13 protein-coding genes are annotated in these 14,956 nt (G+C 72.0%); 12 read left to right on the top strand and 1 reads right to left on the bottom strand.

Annotated elements, in window-relative coordinates; all coding sequences use genetic code 11:
* Nucleotides 1-16: 16 nt before the first annotated feature.
* From ACFYU9_RS13690 to ACFYU9_RS13745, 12 genes are all read left to right on the top strand, one after another.
* Complete coding sequence (locus tag ACFYU9_RS13690) at nt 17-1,336, top strand: DUF6716 putative glycosyltransferase (protein ID WP_389344665.1); 1,320 nt, start codon at nt 17-19, stop codon at nt 1,334-1,336.
* A complete protein-coding gene (locus ACFYU9_RS13695; RefSeq protein ID WP_389344667.1) occupies nt 1,336-2,538 on the top strand; it encodes a cytidylyltransferase domain-containing protein in 1,203 nt (400 codons plus the stop codon). Before ACFYU9_RS13690 ends, ACFYU9_RS13695 begins: the two co-directional genes overlap by 1 nt.
* 48 nt (nt 2,539-2,586) lie before the next feature.
* Nucleotides 2,587-3,483, top strand: a complete 897-nt coding sequence (locus ACFYU9_RS13700) for an N-acetylneuraminate synthase family protein (RefSeq protein ID WP_389204658.1) — start codon at nt 2,587-2,589, stop codon at nt 3,481-3,483.
* Between the two features lie 458 nt (nt 3,484-3,941).
* Complete coding sequence (locus tag ACFYU9_RS13705; protein WP_389205268.1) at nt 3,942-4,847, top strand: hypothetical protein; 906 nt, start codon at nt 3,942-3,944, stop codon at nt 4,845-4,847.
* A gap of 116 nt (nt 4,848-4,963) precedes the next feature.
* A complete protein-coding gene (locus ACFYU9_RS13710) occupies nt 4,964-6,196 on the top strand; it encodes an amidohydrolase (RefSeq protein ID WP_389204657.1) in 1,233 nt (410 codons plus the stop codon).
* Nucleotides 6,197-6,523: 327 nt separating this feature from the next.
* Entirely contained in the window at nt 6,524-7,579 is a 1,056-nt protein-coding gene (locus ACFYU9_RS13715) for a BMP family protein (protein ID WP_389204656.1), read from the top strand.
* A 194-nt stretch (nt 7,580-7,773) separates the two neighbouring features.
* A complete protein-coding gene (locus ACFYU9_RS13720; RefSeq protein WP_389205267.1) occupies nt 7,774-9,414 on the top strand; it encodes an ABC transporter ATP-binding protein in 1,641 nt (546 codons plus the stop codon).
* A complete protein-coding gene (locus ACFYU9_RS13725) occupies nt 9,411-10,529 on the top strand; it encodes an ABC transporter permease (RefSeq protein ID WP_389204655.1) in 1,119 nt (372 codons plus the stop codon). The genes ACFYU9_RS13720 and ACFYU9_RS13725 overlap by 4 nt, the downstream gene beginning before the upstream one ends.
* Entirely contained in the window at nt 10,526-11,788 is a 1,263-nt protein-coding gene (locus ACFYU9_RS13730) for an ABC transporter permease (protein WP_389204654.1), read from the top strand. The genes ACFYU9_RS13725 and ACFYU9_RS13730 overlap by 4 nt, the downstream gene beginning before the upstream one ends.
* On the top strand, nt 11,785-12,189 hold the full coding sequence (locus ACFYU9_RS13735; RefSeq protein ID WP_389204653.1) for a cytidine deaminase: 405 nt from the start codon (nt 11,785-11,787) through the stop codon (nt 12,187-12,189). The genes ACFYU9_RS13730 and ACFYU9_RS13735 overlap by 4 nt, the downstream gene beginning before the upstream one ends.
* Nucleotides 12,190-12,288: 99 nt before the next feature.
* A complete protein-coding gene (locus ACFYU9_RS13740; RefSeq protein WP_389204652.1) occupies nt 12,289-13,566 on the top strand; it encodes a thymidine phosphorylase in 1,278 nt (425 codons plus the stop codon).
* Nucleotides 13,567-13,676: 110 nt separating this feature from the next.
* Nucleotides 13,677-13,946: an STAS domain-containing protein gene (locus ACFYU9_RS13745; protein WP_389344669.1), complete on the top strand. Its 270-nt coding sequence runs from the start codon at nt 13,677-13,679 to the stop codon at nt 13,944-13,946.
* Nucleotides 13,947-13,962: 16 nt separating this feature from the next.
* Here the strand turns inward: ACFYU9_RS13745 and ACFYU9_RS13750 are convergent, their stop codons facing one another.
* Nucleotides 13,963-14,937: a sigma-70 family RNA polymerase sigma factor gene (locus ACFYU9_RS13750; protein ID WP_389204650.1), complete on the bottom strand. Its 975-nt coding sequence runs from the start codon at nt 14,935-14,937 to the stop codon at nt 13,963-13,965.
* Between the last annotated feature and the right edge of the window lie 19 nt (nt 14,938-14,956).

Raw genomic sequence — 14,956 nt, forward strand, 5'->3', positions numbered from 1 at the left:
TCCTAGCGTCCTCGACGTGCCATCACGTACCGATCGAGCGGTGCGCGTCGCCGTTCTCGCCGACTCCGACACCCGGTGGAAATGGGGCGTGCTCACCGCACGCAGAATCTCTCCCGAATCCGCGGCCCTCACCGGGTTCGTCCTCCGCGGCCGCGCCACTCCCACCACCCGCCAGCTCGCCGAGACCGGGGTGTCCGACACCGCCCCGCGCGAGGTGACCGGCGCGGAGTTCCTGCGCGAGGTACGGGACGCCCACCTGCGCGGCGAGGGATACGACGTGATCGTGCTCGCCCTCGTCGGCGGCACCGTCCGCGCCGTCCTCCAGGGCCTGGCCGAACTCGGCCTGGAACGCCGCCCGGTGATCGTCACCGGCTATGTCGGCGTGGTCTACGAGAAGCTCGCCGACGGCCTGCTGCTGCGCCACGGCGCCGACGTCGTGCTCGCCAACTCCCGCCACGACGCGGAGCGTTTCCGCGCCGTGTACGAGGGCGTCGGCGCCGACCCGAGCTCGGTCGTCGAGGCCGCCCTGCCCTTCCTGGGCGGCGCCCCGCACCAGCCCGAACCCGGCCGCGACACGCTGGTCTTCGCCGCCCAGCCCTCCGTGCCCGTCACGAGGAACGAACGTGCCTACGTGCTGCGCCGGCTGGTCGAGCACGCCCGGCGCCACCCGGACCGCGAGGTGCTCCTCAAGCTGCGCTCCAAGCCCGGCGAACACACCACGCACCTGGAGGAGTTCCCGTACCAGCGCCTGGTGCGCGACCTGCCCGTACCGCCCAACTTCCGTCTGGTGTACGGGCACATGGGCGAGGTCCTGGACCGCACCGACCTGCTGGTCACCGTCTCCTCCACCGCCGCCCTCGAAGCGCTGCACCGGCGGATCCCCACCGCGATCCTCACCGACCTCGGCGTGCGCGAGGTGCTCGGCAACCACCACTTCATCGGCTCCGGCCTGCTCACCTCCTTCGACGCGCTCGACAAGGGCGCGGCGCCGGAGCCCGACGGGCGGTGGCTGGCCCGGCAGGGCGTGGGCGCCGCCGGTCCCACCACGCCGCCGGGCGCAGGCGGAGGCTCGTACGAGAAGGCCTTCGACGCGGCCCGCTCGCGCGTCGCCGAGCTGCTCGACGGCCCCGCGCTGCCGCCCGTCGCCCCGTACTACACGGCCGAGACCGCCGGCGGCTATCTGCCCGGCATCCTCGCCCGCCACCGCCTCGACGTGACCGCGCCCGAGCCCCGCGAGAGCGGCGTGCGCCGCATCGTCCGCGAGGTGGCCCGCGGCGCCTACCGCCACGGCGTGCAGCGCGTGGCCCCCGTCATCCGACGCCTGGGAGAACTGTGATGACCGTCCCGACCGTGCTCGCCGTCATCCCCGCGCGGGGCGGCTCCAAGGGAGTCCCCGGCAAGAACCTCTCCCCGGTCGCCGGCATCCCGCTCGTCGCCCGCGCCGTCCGGGCCTGCCTCGGCGCGCCCGCCGTCACCGACGTCGTCGTCTCCACCGACGACCCGGCCATCGCGGACGCCGCCCGGGCGTTCGGCGCGGAGGCCGTCCGCCGCCCCGCCGAGCTGTCCGGCGACACCGCGAGCAGCGAGTCGGCCGTGCTGCACGCCATGGACGCCTTCGAGGCCACCCACGGCCGCGCCGCCGACGTCGTGCTGCTCGTCCAGTGCACCAGCCCCTTCATCACCGCCGACGAGGTCGACGAGACCGCCCGCCGGATCACCGAGGGCGCCGCCGACACCGCCTTCACGGCCGCCCCCAGCCACGGCTTCCTGTGGCGGGAGACGTCCGGGAACGGGGCCGGCGCCACCGGCGTCAACCACGACAAGGCGCACCGGCCGCGCCGCCAGGACCGGGAGCCCGAGTACCTGGAGACCGGCGCCGTCTACGCGATGGCCGCCCACGGCTTCCGCACCCACCGGCACCGCTTCTTCGGCCGCACCGAACTCGTCGTCACCGACCCGGCGCGCGTCCTGGAGATCGACGACCCGCACGACCTGGCCCGGGCCCGCGCCCTCGCCCCGCTGCTCGACACGCCCGTCACGCCGACGGCCGGCGACATCGACGCGGTCGTCCTCGACTTCGACGGCACCCAGACCGACGACCGCGTGCACATCGACGCCGACGGGCGCGAGTTCGTCTCCGTGCACCGCGGCGACGGCCTCGGCATCGCCGCCCTGCGCAGGGCCGGCGTCCCGCTGCTGATCCTGTCGAGCGAGCAGAACCCGGTCGTCGCCGCCCGCGCCCGCAAGCTCCGCATCCCCGTGCTGCACGGCGTGGACCGCAAGGACCTCGCCCTCAAGCAGTGGTGCGACGAGCAGGGCGTCGACCCGCAGCGCGTGCTCTACGCCGGCAACGACGTCAACGACCTGCCCTGCTTCCACCTCGTCGGCTGGCCCGTCGCGGTGGGCAGCGCCCACGACTCCGTACGGGCCGCCGCCCGCGCGGTCACCGACACCCCCGGCGGCTCCGGAGCGATCCGCGAGATCGCCGCCTGGCTCCTCGGACCCGAGCTCACCATCCCCGAGCCCCGCACTTCCTGAGCCCCACCCGCCTGAGCTCCACACCCCGACGCGTAAGGAACCACCATCATGACCAGCCCCCGTCTCCGCACCCTCGGCAGCAAGACCGCGGGCCCCGGCCGGCCCGTCTACATCACGGGTGAGATCGGCATCAACCACAACGGCGACCTGAACAACGCCTTCGCGCTCATCGACGCGGCCGCCGAGGCCGGCTGCGACGCCGTCAAGTTCCAGAAGCGCACGCCCGAGATCTGCACCCCGCGCGACCAGTGGGACATCGAGCGCGACACCCCCTGGGGCCGGATGACCTACATCGACTACCGCCACCGCGTCGAGTTCGGCGAGGACGAGTACCGCGCCATCGACGAGCACTGCAAGAAGCGCGGCATCGAGTGGTTCGCCTCCCCGTGGGACACCGAGGCCGTCGCCTTCCTGGAGAAGTTCGACGTCCCCGCCCACAAGGTGGCCTCCGCCTCCCTCACCGACGACGAGCTGCTGCGCGAGCTGCGCGCCACCGGCCGCACGGTGATCCTCTCCACCGGCATGTCCACCCCGAAGCAGATCCGCCACGCGGTCGAGGTCCTGGGCAGCGACAACATCCTGCTCTGCCACGCCACCTCCACCTACCCGGCGAAGGCCGAGGAGCTCAACCTGCGCGTCATCCAGACGCTGATGGACGAGTACCCGAACGTCCCGGTCGGCTACTCCGGCCACGAGACCGGCCTGCAGACCACCGTCGCCGCGGTCGCCCTCGGCGCCGCCTTCGTCGAGCGCCACATCACCCTCGACCGCGCCATGTGGGGCTCCGACCAGGCCGCCTCCGTCGAGCCGCAGGGCCTGCAGCGCCTGGTCCGCGACATCCGCACGATCGAGACCGCGCTCGGCGACGGCGTGAAGAAGGTCTACGAGTCGGAGCTCGGCCCGATGAAGAAGCTCCGCCGGGTCCCGGGCGTCGTCGCCGCATGACCGGCCAGCTGGCGTTCGTCGAGAGCCCGGTCCAGCTTCTGAACGTCCTGGAATGGGCCCACGCCACCGCCCTCCAGGACCCCCGCCCCCGCCCCCGCCTCCGCTCCGTGCCCCGCCAGCCGGACCGGCGGGGCACCGGGGCGGCGGGCGCGCCCGCCGCGGGCGGCGCCGGAGCCTTCGGCCCGACGGCTCCGGGCGCGGGCGGTGCCGACGTCCTCGGCACGGCGACGAACGCCGGCGGCACCGTCGCCGGAACCGGCGACAGCTCCACCTCCGGCCCGGCGGGCACCGGAGCCCCGGGCCCGGCGGCCGCCGGCACGGGCACGGCCGGTCCGCTCGGCCCGGCGGCGCCGGAGCCCGCCGACGCCCCCGGCGCGGCGACGCACGCCGGCGCCGGTATCCGCCCCTCCCTCGCCGGCCTCCGGCTCACCGTCGTCGTCCTCTCGCCCACCGACCCCATGTCCCGGGGCCAGCTGCGCCGCATGGCGCAGATCGCGCGGGACGAGGGCGTCACGGTGAAGTGGCAGGACGCGCGGCAGGGCAAGGGCGCGGTGGTACGGACGCTGCGGGAGCTCGGCGGGCCGCTCAGGGCCGCGGAGCGGGTGATCGTGGGGGATCCGTTCTCGCGGTACGTCCAGCTGCTCCTGGGCCTGTACGGGCCCCGCCATGTGACCGTCGTCGACGACGGCACCGCCACCATGGAGTTCGCCGCCCAACTCGCGCGCGGCGAGCGCCTGGTGCGCTGGCACCGGCGGGGCTCGCGCGGGCCGCGCGAGCTGGTGCTCGCGCCGGTGACGAGGATGGCGCGCCGCAAGCTCGCGCCGGGCCGCCGCCGCACCGTGGAGATCTTCACGTCGCTGCCGGTCGAGCCGCCGCCCGGCACCACGGTCACCGTCAACGACTTCGCGTGGACGAAGGCCGCCTTCGGCCCGCCCCGGATCACCCGCGGCGCCGACCTGGTCGGCACCTCGCTCGTGGAGACGGGCGTGGTCGACGCCGACGAGTACCTGCGGGCCGTCGCCGTGCTGGCCCGCACCCACGGCGCCACCCGCTACTTCGCGCACCGGCGTGAGTCCACCGACAAGCTGCGCCGCATCGCGGTCGAGACCGGCCTCGAAGTGGTCCGCCCCGATCTGCCGCTGGAGCTGATCGCCCGCCGCGGCCCGATCGGCCGGACGATCGTCAGCTTCCCGTCCACGGTCGTGCACACGCTGCCGCTGGCGCTCGACGGCACCGGCGTGAAGGTCGCCGTCTGCGAGATCGCGCCCGAGTGGATAAAGGAGAACGCCTCCCCGCGCGCCCGGGGCTTCCTGGCGGGTGTCGCCGGGACCGCCGAGCGCACCGAGAGGCTCGAATTCGGGTAAGCGTACCCACACAGGGTGAGCGCCATACACGCCGAACGCGATTTCTTTCCCCTAAGGGGCTGAACTTTTCGCGATCAAGGGCCAGTTGATCTTTGAGGGGGCCTACCCTTCAAAAGGTGAACCAGTTGAAGTCCCGTGAGCCCGGCCCCGACGCGGCGCCCGCAGCGCTGCCCGGAACGCTGTCCGAACCCCTGCGTGCCGAACTGATCGCGTTCCGCAGGGACTTGCACATGCACCCCGAGCTCGGCAACCAGGAGGTCCGTACCACCGCCGTGCTCAAGGCCCGCCTGGAGGCGGCCGGGCTGCGCCCCAGAGTGCTCCCCACCGGCACCGGCCTCGTGTGCGACGTCGGGACCTGGGACCGCGGGCGGCCCATGCTGGCGATCCGCGCGGACATCGACGCGCTGCCCATCCCGGACGTCAAGACCGTCCCGTACCGCTCCACCGAGCCCAGCCGCGCCCACGCCTGCGGCCACGACGTCCACACGGCGGCCGTCCTGGGCGCCGGGCTGGTGCTCGCCGAGCTGGACCGCCAGGGCCGCCTTCCCGCGGCCGTACGGCTGATCTTCCAGCCCGCCGAGGAGGTGCTGCCGGGCGGCGCCGCCGACGCCATCGAGGGCGGCGTCCTGGACGGCGTCGGGCGGATCGTCGCGGTGCACTGCGACCCCCGGGTGGACGCGGGGAAGATCGGGCTGCGGCCCGGGCCCATCACCTCGGCCTGCGACCGCCTGGAGGTCACCCTGGACGGCGCCGGCGGCCACACCGCCCGCCCGCACCTGACCACCGACCTGGTCACCGCCGCCGCCCGGGTCGCGATCGACGTGCCGGCCGTGCTGGCCCGCCGGGTCGACGCCCGCTCGGGCATGTCGGTCACCTGGGGCCGGATCGAGGCCGGCCACGCCTGCAACGTCATCCCGCAGCACGCCGAGCTCTCCGGCACCGTCCGCTGCCTGGACCTGCCGGCCTGGCGCGACGCACCGGACCTGGTGCACGCGGCCATCGACGAGGTCGCGACCCTCCACCGGGCCAAGTCGACCGTCGACTACGTGCGCGGCGTCCCGCCGGTCGTCAACGACCCGGTCGTCACCGAGCTGCTGCGCGAGGCGATGACCGCCCGGCGCGGTCCGCACGCGACCGAGGACACCGAGCAGTCCCTCGGCGGCGAGGACTTCTCCTGGTACCTGGAGCACGTCCCCGGCGCCATGGCCCGGCTCGGCGTCCGCACCCCCGGCGACACCCGGGTCCGCGACCTGCACGCGGGCGACTTCGACGTCGACGAGCGGGCCATCGCCGTCGGCGTGGAACTCTTCACCGCCGCGGCCCTCCTCGACGCCGCTCCCGACCACTGACAGGCCGCCGGCGCGAGCGCTTTCCCGCGCTCGCTCGGAAACGTCGAAAATCCGGACTTTAAGTACGACTTAATGGGTGGCTGGATGCTGTTCATCCGTTCGGCGGAGCCTTCGGCGTGTCCCCAAGGGGCCCGGCCCGCAGGCCCGTACCAGCGTGTATGACGGGCCGTATCGGGGCGGATGCCGCCGGTGCGCGGCCTGGCCGGTTCGCGTCGATCCGATAACGACTCATGAACGGGTCTTTAACTGACATCTACGCGCGTTACGATCGCCGCGAAACCAGCGCCGGAAGAGGCGCTTTCGGTCAGTCTTGAAGGGACCCTCCTCTTGCGCCGGATCACCAGGATCACGACCGTGGGCATCGCCTCCGCGGCGCTCGCGCTCACCGCCACCGCGTGCGGCAAGTCCTCCAGCTCGGGCTCCAGCACCCCGTCGGCGTCCGGCCAGGTCAAGGCCGCCATCGCCTACGACATCGGCGGCCGTGGCGACCAGTCCTTCAACGACGCCGCCTACGCCGGCATGCAGCAGGCGGAGAAGGAGCTCGGCGTCAAGGGCGCCGAGGCCGAGCCGTCGCAGGGCGAGAGCGACGCCGACAAGGTGCAGCGCCTCACCGCCCTGGCCCGCGCCGGGAACAACCCGGTCATCGGCGTCGGCTTCTCCTACGCCCCGGCCATCGCGAAGGTCGCCAAGTCCTTCCCGAAGACCACCTTCGGCCTGATCGACGACACGTCGGTGACCGGTCCGAACATCGCCAACCTCGTCTTCAACGAGGAGCAGGGCTCCTATCTGGCCGGCGTCGCCGCCGCCAAGGCGTCCAAGACCGGCACGGTCGGCTTCATCGGCGGTGTCGAGGTTCCGCTGATCAAGAAGTTCGAGGCGGGCTACACCCAGGGCGTCAAGGACACCAACCCCAAGGCGAAGGTGCTCACCCAGTACCTGACCCAGCCGCCGAACTTCGACGGCTTCTCGAAGCCCGACCTCGGCAAGGCCGCCGCGCAGGGCCAGCTCGACAAGGGCGCCGACGTGATCTACGCCGCCGCCGGTCTCGCGGGCTCCGGCTCGATCGAGGCCACCGCCACGGCCGGCAAGTGGGCCATCGGCGTGGACTCGGACCAGTACAACCAGAAGGGTCTGGCCGCGTACAAGGACCACATCCTGACGTCGGTCACCAAGAACGTCCAGGGCTCCGTCTTCAACCTGATCAAGTCGGTCAAGGACGGCAAGCCGCAGACCGGTGAGGTCCGCTACGGCCTCGCGACGGACGGCGTCGGCCTGGCCGACTCCAACCCGGCGTTCCAGAAGATGACCGACGTGACGGCCGCCGTGGCCAAGGCCAAGCAGGCCATCGTCGACGGCAAGATCACGGTCAAGACCACGCCGTAACGGCACCCAGGTCACGACCCGGGCCCGCGGGTCCGGCGACGGTGGCAGTCCACCGGAGCCGGGCCCCGGTCCCATTTCCCGTACGGGTTTTCAATTCTCGGCAGTGCTACGCGTGTAGATGTCCCAGCGGCACGATAACTTCGCCCCGCCCTGCCCACTCCGCTCCCACTCCTTCCGGCCAAGGAGAGTGCGCCATCAACGCGTCCAGCCCCCCTGCCGTCGAACTCCACGGCATCACCAAGCGCTTCCCCGGCGTCGTCGCCAACAAGGACATCGACATCACCGTCCGGAAGGGCACCGTTCACGCCCTCATCGGTGAGAACGGTGCCGGCAAGTCGACCCTGATGAAGATCCTCTACGGCATGCAGAAGCCGGACGAGGGCACCATCGCCGTCGACGGCGAGCAGTGCTCCTTCTCCAGCCCCGGTGACGCCATCGCGCGCGGCATCGGCATGGTGCACCAGCACTTCATGCTCGCCGACAACCTCACCGTCCTGGAGAACGTCGTCCTCGGCGGCGAGAAGCTCTACGGCATCGGTGCCAAGGCCCGCAAGAAGATCAACGAGATCTCCGACGCGTACGGCCTCGGCGTCCGCCCCGACGTCCTCGTCGAGGACCTCGGCGTCGCCGACCGGCAGCGCGTGGAGATCCTCAAGGTCCTCTACCGCGGTGCCCGGATCCTCATCCTCGACGAGCCGACCGCCGTGCTCGTCCCGCAGGAGGTCGACGCGCTCTTCGACAACCTGCGCGAGCTCAAGTCCGAGGGCCTCACGGTCATCTTCATCTCGCACAAGCTGGGCGAGGTCCTGAAGGTCGCCGACGACATCACCGTCATCCGGCGCGGCACCACCGTCGGCACCGCCGACCCGAAGACCGCCACCACCAAGCAGCTCGCCGAGCTGATGGTCGGCACCGAGCTGCCGTCCCCGGAGACCCGCGAGTCGACGGTGACGGACGTCCCGATGCTCCAGGTCGAGGGCCTCACGCTGTCCGCGGCCGGCGCCGCGGCCGCGACCCCGCTGACCACCGCCGCCCCCGCGGACCCGTCCCAGACCGCCGGGGTGCACGAGGAGGCCGCCGCCGGGCGCAAGCTGCTCGACGACGTCTCCCTCACCATCCACAAGGGCGAGATCCTGGGCATCGCCGGCGTCGAGGGCAACGGCCAGACCGAGCTCATCGAGGCCCTGATGGGCATGAACACCCCCGACGCGGGTGTCATCACCCTCGACGGCGACGACATCTCCAAGGTCTCGGTGCGCAAGCGCCGCGAGGGCGGCATCGGCTACATCCCCGAGGACCGCCACCGCCACGGCCTGCTGCTCGAAGCCCCGCTCTGGGAGAACCGGATCCTCGGCCACGTCTCCGAGGCGCCCAACTCCAAGCGCGGCATCCTCGACCCGAAGGCCGCCCGCAAGGACACCGAGCGGATCGTGCGCGAGTACGACGTCCGCACCCCCGGCATCGACGTCACCGCCGCCTCGCTGTCCGGCGGCAACCAGCAGAAGCTGATCGTCGGCCGCGAGATGAGCCACGCCCCCAAGTTCCTGATCGCCGCCCACCCCACCCGCGGTGTGGACGTCGGCGCGCAGGCGCAGATCTGGGACGCCATCCGCGACGCCCGCCGCGAGGGCCTGGCCGTACTGCTGATCTCCGCGGACCTCGACGAGCTGATCGGCCTGTCCGACACCCTGCGCGTCATGTACCGCGGCAAGCTCGTGGCCGACGCGGACCCCGCCACCATCACGCCCGAGGAGCTGGGCTCCGCCATGACCGGTGCCGCCACCGGCCGCCTGGAGGGCAACGACCAGCACCCCGAAGACGGTGACGCCCGATGATGAAGATCGACAAGGACAAGCTGCTCATCGGGGCCGCGGGCCCGGTGCTCGCGCTGGTCACCTCGTTCGTGCTCACCGTGCTGGTGCTGCTCGCCACGGGCCTCGACCCGATCGAGCCGATCCGGCTGATGATCGAGAACGCCGGCTACTCCGACATCCAGGTGCTGATCGTCAACCAGACCGGCATCTACTACCTGGCGTCGCTGGCCGTGGCCATCGGCTTCCGGATGAACCTCTTCAACATCGGCGTCGACGGCCAGTACCGCCTCGCGGCGATGGTGTCGGCCCTCGTCGGCGCTTCCGTGAGCCTGCCCGGTCCGCTGCACATCCTGCTCATCGTGGTCGTCGCGATCCTCACCGGTGCCTTCTGGGCCGGTATCGCGGGCATCCTCAAGACCACCCGCGGGGTCTCCGAGGTCGTCTCGACGATCATGCTCAACGCCATCACCACCGCCCTGGTGGCCTGGCTGATCCTGCCGAAGAACTTCGGTGTCCAGCCGCCCGGCTCCAACAACCTCACCACCGGTGACATCCCGGAGTCCGGCTGGTTCCCCGGCATCGACATGGGCGAGGGCAACGGAGTCATCTACGGCTTCACCTTCGTCGCGCTCGCGCTCGGCGTCGTCTACTGGTTCGTGCTCAACCGCACCAAGTTCGGCTTCGACCTGCGCGCCACCGGCGCCAGCGAGTCCGCGGCCCAGGCCAGCGGCGTCGACGCCAAGAAGATGATCCTCACCTCGATGCTGATCTCGGGTGGCCTCGCCGGCCTGTCGGGCATGCCGACGCTGCTCGGCGAGACCCACACCTACAGCCTCGACTTCCCGGTCGGCGTCGGCTTCACCGCCATCGCCATCGCCCTGCTCGGCCGCAACCACCCGGTCGGCATCCTCTTCTCGTCCCTCCTCTTCGCGTTCCTGGAGAAGGCGTCCTCGTCGCTGGACACCAACGGGTACCCGAAGGAGATCACGCAGATCATGCAGGGCATCATCGTGATCGCCGTGGTCGTCTCCTACGAGCTCGTCCGCCGTTACGGCCTCCGCCGCCAGCAGCAGAAGGTCGGCGAGCAGCTGGCCGCCGGCGGCGCCATCAAGACCGACAAGGAGGTGACGGCATGAGCACCGGCACCGTCGCCAAGCCCGCCGCCGCGCCCAAGAAGGCCGCGCGCCGCAAGCTGACCTGGCCCTGGATCCTGCTGATCGTCGCGGCCGGTCTGGTCCTGTTCTCCTTCGTCCGGACCGTGTCCGGCGCCGACGACCTCACCTCGGTCGGCCAGGTCTCCGGCGCGCTCCAGCTCGCCGTGCCGATCGCCATGGCCGGTCTCGGCGGTCTGTGGTCCGAGCGCGCGGGCGTCGTCAACATCGGTCTCGAAGGCATGATGATCCTCGGCACCTGGTTCGGTGCCTGGGCCGGCTACCAGTGGGGCCCGTGGACGGGTGTCGTCGTCGGCATCCTCGGCGGCGCGCTCGGCGGCCTGCTGCACGCGATCATCACCGTCACCTTCAACGTGAACCACATCGTCTCCGGTGTGGCGATCAACATCCTGGCGGTCGGCTTCACCCAGTACCTGTCGAACTTCACGTTCGCGGAGGCCGAGGGCGGCTCCTCCAAGCAGTCCCCGCGCATCGACGAGATCACCTCGATCACCATCCCGGGACTCTCGGACTGGCTCCAGGACCTCCAGGCCAAGCACTGGTTCCTGATCTCCGACCTGGCCGGCATCCTCGGCGGTCTGGTCACCAACCTGTCGCTGCTGACGATCGTCGCCGTCCTGCTGATCCCGGCCACCTGGTGGCTGCTGTGGCGCACGGCCTTCGGCCTGCGGCTGCGGTCCTGCGGTGAGAACCCGGTCGCGGCCGAGTCCCTGGGCGTCAACGTCTACAAGTACAAGTACATCGCCGTGGCGGTGTCGGGCGGCCTCGCCGGCCTCGGCGGCGCGTTCCTCGCGATCGTCTCCACGGGCATCTACCAGGAGGGCCAGACCGGCGGCCGCGGTTACATCGGTCTCGCCGCGATGATCTTCGGCAACTGGATGCCGGGCGGCATGGCCATGGGCGCCGGCCTGTTCGGCTTCACCGACAGCCTCAAGCTGCGCGGCGGCGCCACCAACGTGCACGCGCTGCTGCTGCTCGTCGCGCTGCTCCTGGTGATCGCCGCGCTGTGGCAGATGTACCGCAAGAAGTGGGTGGTCGCCGCGATCGGCGCCGTCTTCGCCGTCGGCTTCTTCCTCTGGTACGCGCTCACCGACGAGGTCCCGAGCCAGTTCGTCGACGCCGCTCCGTACGTCACCACGCTGCTCGTCCTCGCGCTGTCCTCGCAGCGGCTGCGGATGCCGAAGGCGGACGGTCTGCCGTACCGGAAGGGCCAGGGCAAGTGACGTCCGGCCTTCCCGAGTCCGACTGGGAGCGCCTGCGGACGACGGCGCGCGAGGCCATGGCGAGGGCCTACGCCCCGTACTCCGGCTACCCGGTCGGCGCGGCGGCGCTCGTCGAGGACGGGCGGGTGGTCTCCGGCTGCAACGTGGAGAACGCCTCGTTCGGCCTCGGCCTGTGCGCCGAGTGCGGACTGGTCTCGCAGCTGCAGGCGACCGGCGGCGGGCGGCTCACGCACTTCGTGTGCGTGGACGGCCGGGGCGAGTCCCTGGTGCCCTGCGGCCGCTGCCGGCAGCTCCTGTACGAGTTCGGCGGCCCCGAGCTCGTCCTGGAGACGCCCGAGGGCTTCATGACGCTGGCGCAGATGCTGCCGCAGGCGTTCGGCCCCGGCCACCTGACGAAGTAGCCCCTTGACCGGGTAGTACGCGAAGGCGGCCCTTCCGGCAGGATGGAGGGGCCGCCTTCTCCTTTGCTCCTCTATGCGCGTAGAAAGAGGCATCACCACATGGACGTCATCTCCGTCATCCGCACCAAGCGGGACAAGGGCGAGCTGAGCCCCGAGCAGATCGACTGGGTCATCGGCGCCTACACCCGCGGGGAGGTCGCCGACGAGCAGATGTCCGCCCTGGCCATGGCTATCCTGCTGAACGGCATGAACCGCGACGAGATCGCCCGCTGGACCGCCGCCATGATCGCCTCGGGCGAGCGCATGGACTTCTCCGCGCTCTCCCGCCCCACCGCGGACAAGCACTCCACCGGCGGCGTCGGCGACAAGATCACCCTGCCGCTGGCCCCGCTCGTCGCCGCCTGCGGCGCGGCCGTCCCGCAGCTCTCCGGCCGCGGCCTCGGCCACACCGGCGGCACCCTCGACAAGCTGGAGTCCATCCCCGGCTGGCGGGCGCTGCTGTCCAACGAGGAGATGCTGAACGTCCTCGACACCACCGGCGCGGTCATCTGCGCGGCCGGCGACGGCCTGGCCCCGGCCGACAAGAAGCTCTACGCCCTGCGCGACGTCACCGGCACGGTCGAGGCCATCCCGCTGATCGCCTCCTCGATCATGTCGAAGAAGATCGCCGAGGGCACCGGCTCGCTCGTCCTCGACGTCAAGGTCGGCACCGGTGCCTTCATGAAGAACATCGAGGACGCGCGCGAGCTGGCGCGGACGATGGTCGGTCTCGGCACCGACAGCGGCGTGAAGACCGTCGCGCTGCTCACCGACATGTCGACCCCGCTCGGCCTCACCGCCGGCAACGCCCTGGAGGTGCGCGAGTCCGTCGAGGTCCTGGCGGGCGGCGGCCCGAAGGACGTCGTCGACCTGACGATCGCCCTCGCGGCCGAGATGCTGGCCGCGGCCGGCATCAAGGACGCCGACCCGGCCAAGGCGCTCGCCGACGGCTCCGCCATGGACGTGTGGCGCCGCATGATCGCCGCCCAGGGCGGCGACCCGGACGCGACCCTCCCGGTCGCCCGCGAGCAGCACGTCGTCACCGCAGCCTCCTCCGGCGTCCTGACCCGCCTCGACGCCTACGACATCGGCATCGCCGCCTGGCGCCTCGGCGCCGGCCGCGCCCGCAAGGAGGACCCGGTGCAGGCCGGCGCGGGCGTCGAGCTGCACGCCAAGCCGGGCGACACGGTCACCGCGGGCCAGCCGCTGCTGACCCTGCACACGGACACCCCGGAGAAGTTCGACTACGCCCTGAAGTCCCTCACGGCCGCGTGGGACATCGCCCCGGCGGGCACGGCGTTCACGCCGAACCCGATCGTCCTGGACCGCATCGCCTGAGGCCGCGGGACCAGCGCGCGGGGCACGCGTGAGCGGGGCCGGTGGATCTCCACCGGCCCCGCTTCGCGTCCGCCGCGATGAGTTCCGGGCACGCCGGCGGTCTGCCTGGTGTGGACACCTCACGCACTCTCGAACTACGGCTGCCCGGGCGGCTCGCCCCGGACGACGTCGGCCGTCTCTGCGCCCTGCTCGACGCCGCCGAGCCCACCGTCGTCGTCTGTGACCTCGGCGGGCTCGACCAGGCCGGTCTCGCCGCCGTCGACGCGCTCGCCCGGCTGCGGCTGGCCGCCCGCCGGCGCGGACACCGGCTGGTGTTCACGGGCGCCGGGGCCGAGCTGCGCGGCGTGCTCGACCTCGTCGGTCTCGGCGACCTGCTGTGAGCCGCCGGGGAAGCGGTCAGGCCGGCAGCCGGTCCGGGAGGTCGAACAGCGGGAACCAGCGCTTGGTGTCCAGGAAGAAGTCCATCCCGCCGATCTTGCCGTCGTTCACCTGGAGCACGATCAGCGCCCACGGCGCGAACCCGCCCTCGGGGTCCGGGTGGTAGTGCGCGAAGGCCGGCTGGCCGTTCGCCACGGTCGGCACCAGCTTCGAGCCGCGGCACACCTCGCCGACGCCGAGCATCCAGCCCACGATGTCCTCGTGGCCGCGCAGCCACAGGTCGTACGGCGGCATGGACATCGTCGCGTCCTCGTGGAGGAGCGCCGTCAGCGCCTGCATGTCATAGCCCTCGAAGGCCGCCACATAGCGGTCCAGGAGCGCCTTCTGCTCCTCGTCCAGCGGGTCCGCCGCGTCCGAGGTCGCCGGCGCCTGCTCGGCGATGGTCGCCCGGGCGCGCTGCAGGGCGCTGTTCACCGAGGCGACGGTCAGCCCCAGCAGCTCGGCGACCTCGGCCGCCTTCCAGGCCAGCACCTCGCGCAGGATCAGCACCGCCCGCTGCTTCGGCGGCAGGTGCTGCAGCGCCGCCACGAAGGCGAGCCGCACGGTCTCCCGCGACACCGCCGTCTCCGCCGGGTCGGCCACCGACGGCAGCACCCGGCCGTCGGGCACCGGCTCCAGCCAGGTGATCTCCGGCCGCTCGTTGAGCCGGGCCTGCGCCACCGGCGTCGGGTCCGTGAGGTCCATCGGCCGGGCCCGCCGGTTGCCCGCGCTCAGCGAGTCCAGGCACACGTTGGTGGCGATCCGGTAGATCCACGACCGCAGCGACGAGCGTCCCTCGAAGGAGTCGAGCGAGCGCCAGGCCCGCACCATGGTGTCCTGCACCGCGTCCTCCGCCTCGAAGGCGGAACCCAGCATCCGGTAGCAGTAACCGGTCAGCTCCGTACGGTACTTCTCCAGGTCGTCCGACTTCACGCCGCCGGTCGTCATGGCCATCGCGTCCACCCCGCTCGCC

The sequence above is a fragment of the Streptomyces sp. NPDC004327 genome, assembly GCF_042873935.1.
GTDB lineage: Bacteria > Actinomycetota > Actinomycetes > Streptomycetales > Streptomycetaceae > Streptomyces.

Coding starts and splice junctions, on each gene's coding strand:
- ACFYU9_RS13740 (WP_389204652.1), top strand. CDS start 12,289: ATGGACGTCATCTCCGTCATCCGCACCAAGCGGGACAAGGGCGAGCTG.
- ACFYU9_RS13725 (WP_389204655.1), top strand. CDS start 9,411: ATGATGAAGATCGACAAGGACAAGCTGCTCATCGGGGCCGCGGGCCCG.
- ACFYU9_RS13750 (WP_389204650.1), bottom strand. CDS start 14,937: ATGGCCATGACGACCGGCGGCGTGAAGTCGGACGACCTGGAGAAGTAC.
- ACFYU9_RS13730 (WP_389204654.1), top strand. CDS start 10,526: ATGAGCACCGGCACCGTCGCCAAGCCCGCCGCCGCGCCCAAGAAGGCC.
- ACFYU9_RS13700 (WP_389204658.1), top strand. CDS start 2,587: ATGACCAGCCCCCGTCTCCGCACCCTCGGCAGCAAGACCGCGGGCCCC.
- ACFYU9_RS13695 (WP_389344667.1), top strand. CDS start 1,336: ATGACCGTCCCGACCGTGCTCGCCGTCATCCCCGCGCGGGGCGGCTCC.
- ACFYU9_RS13705 (WP_389205268.1), top strand. CDS start 3,942: ATGTCCCGGGGCCAGCTGCGCCGCATGGCGCAGATCGCGCGGGACGAG.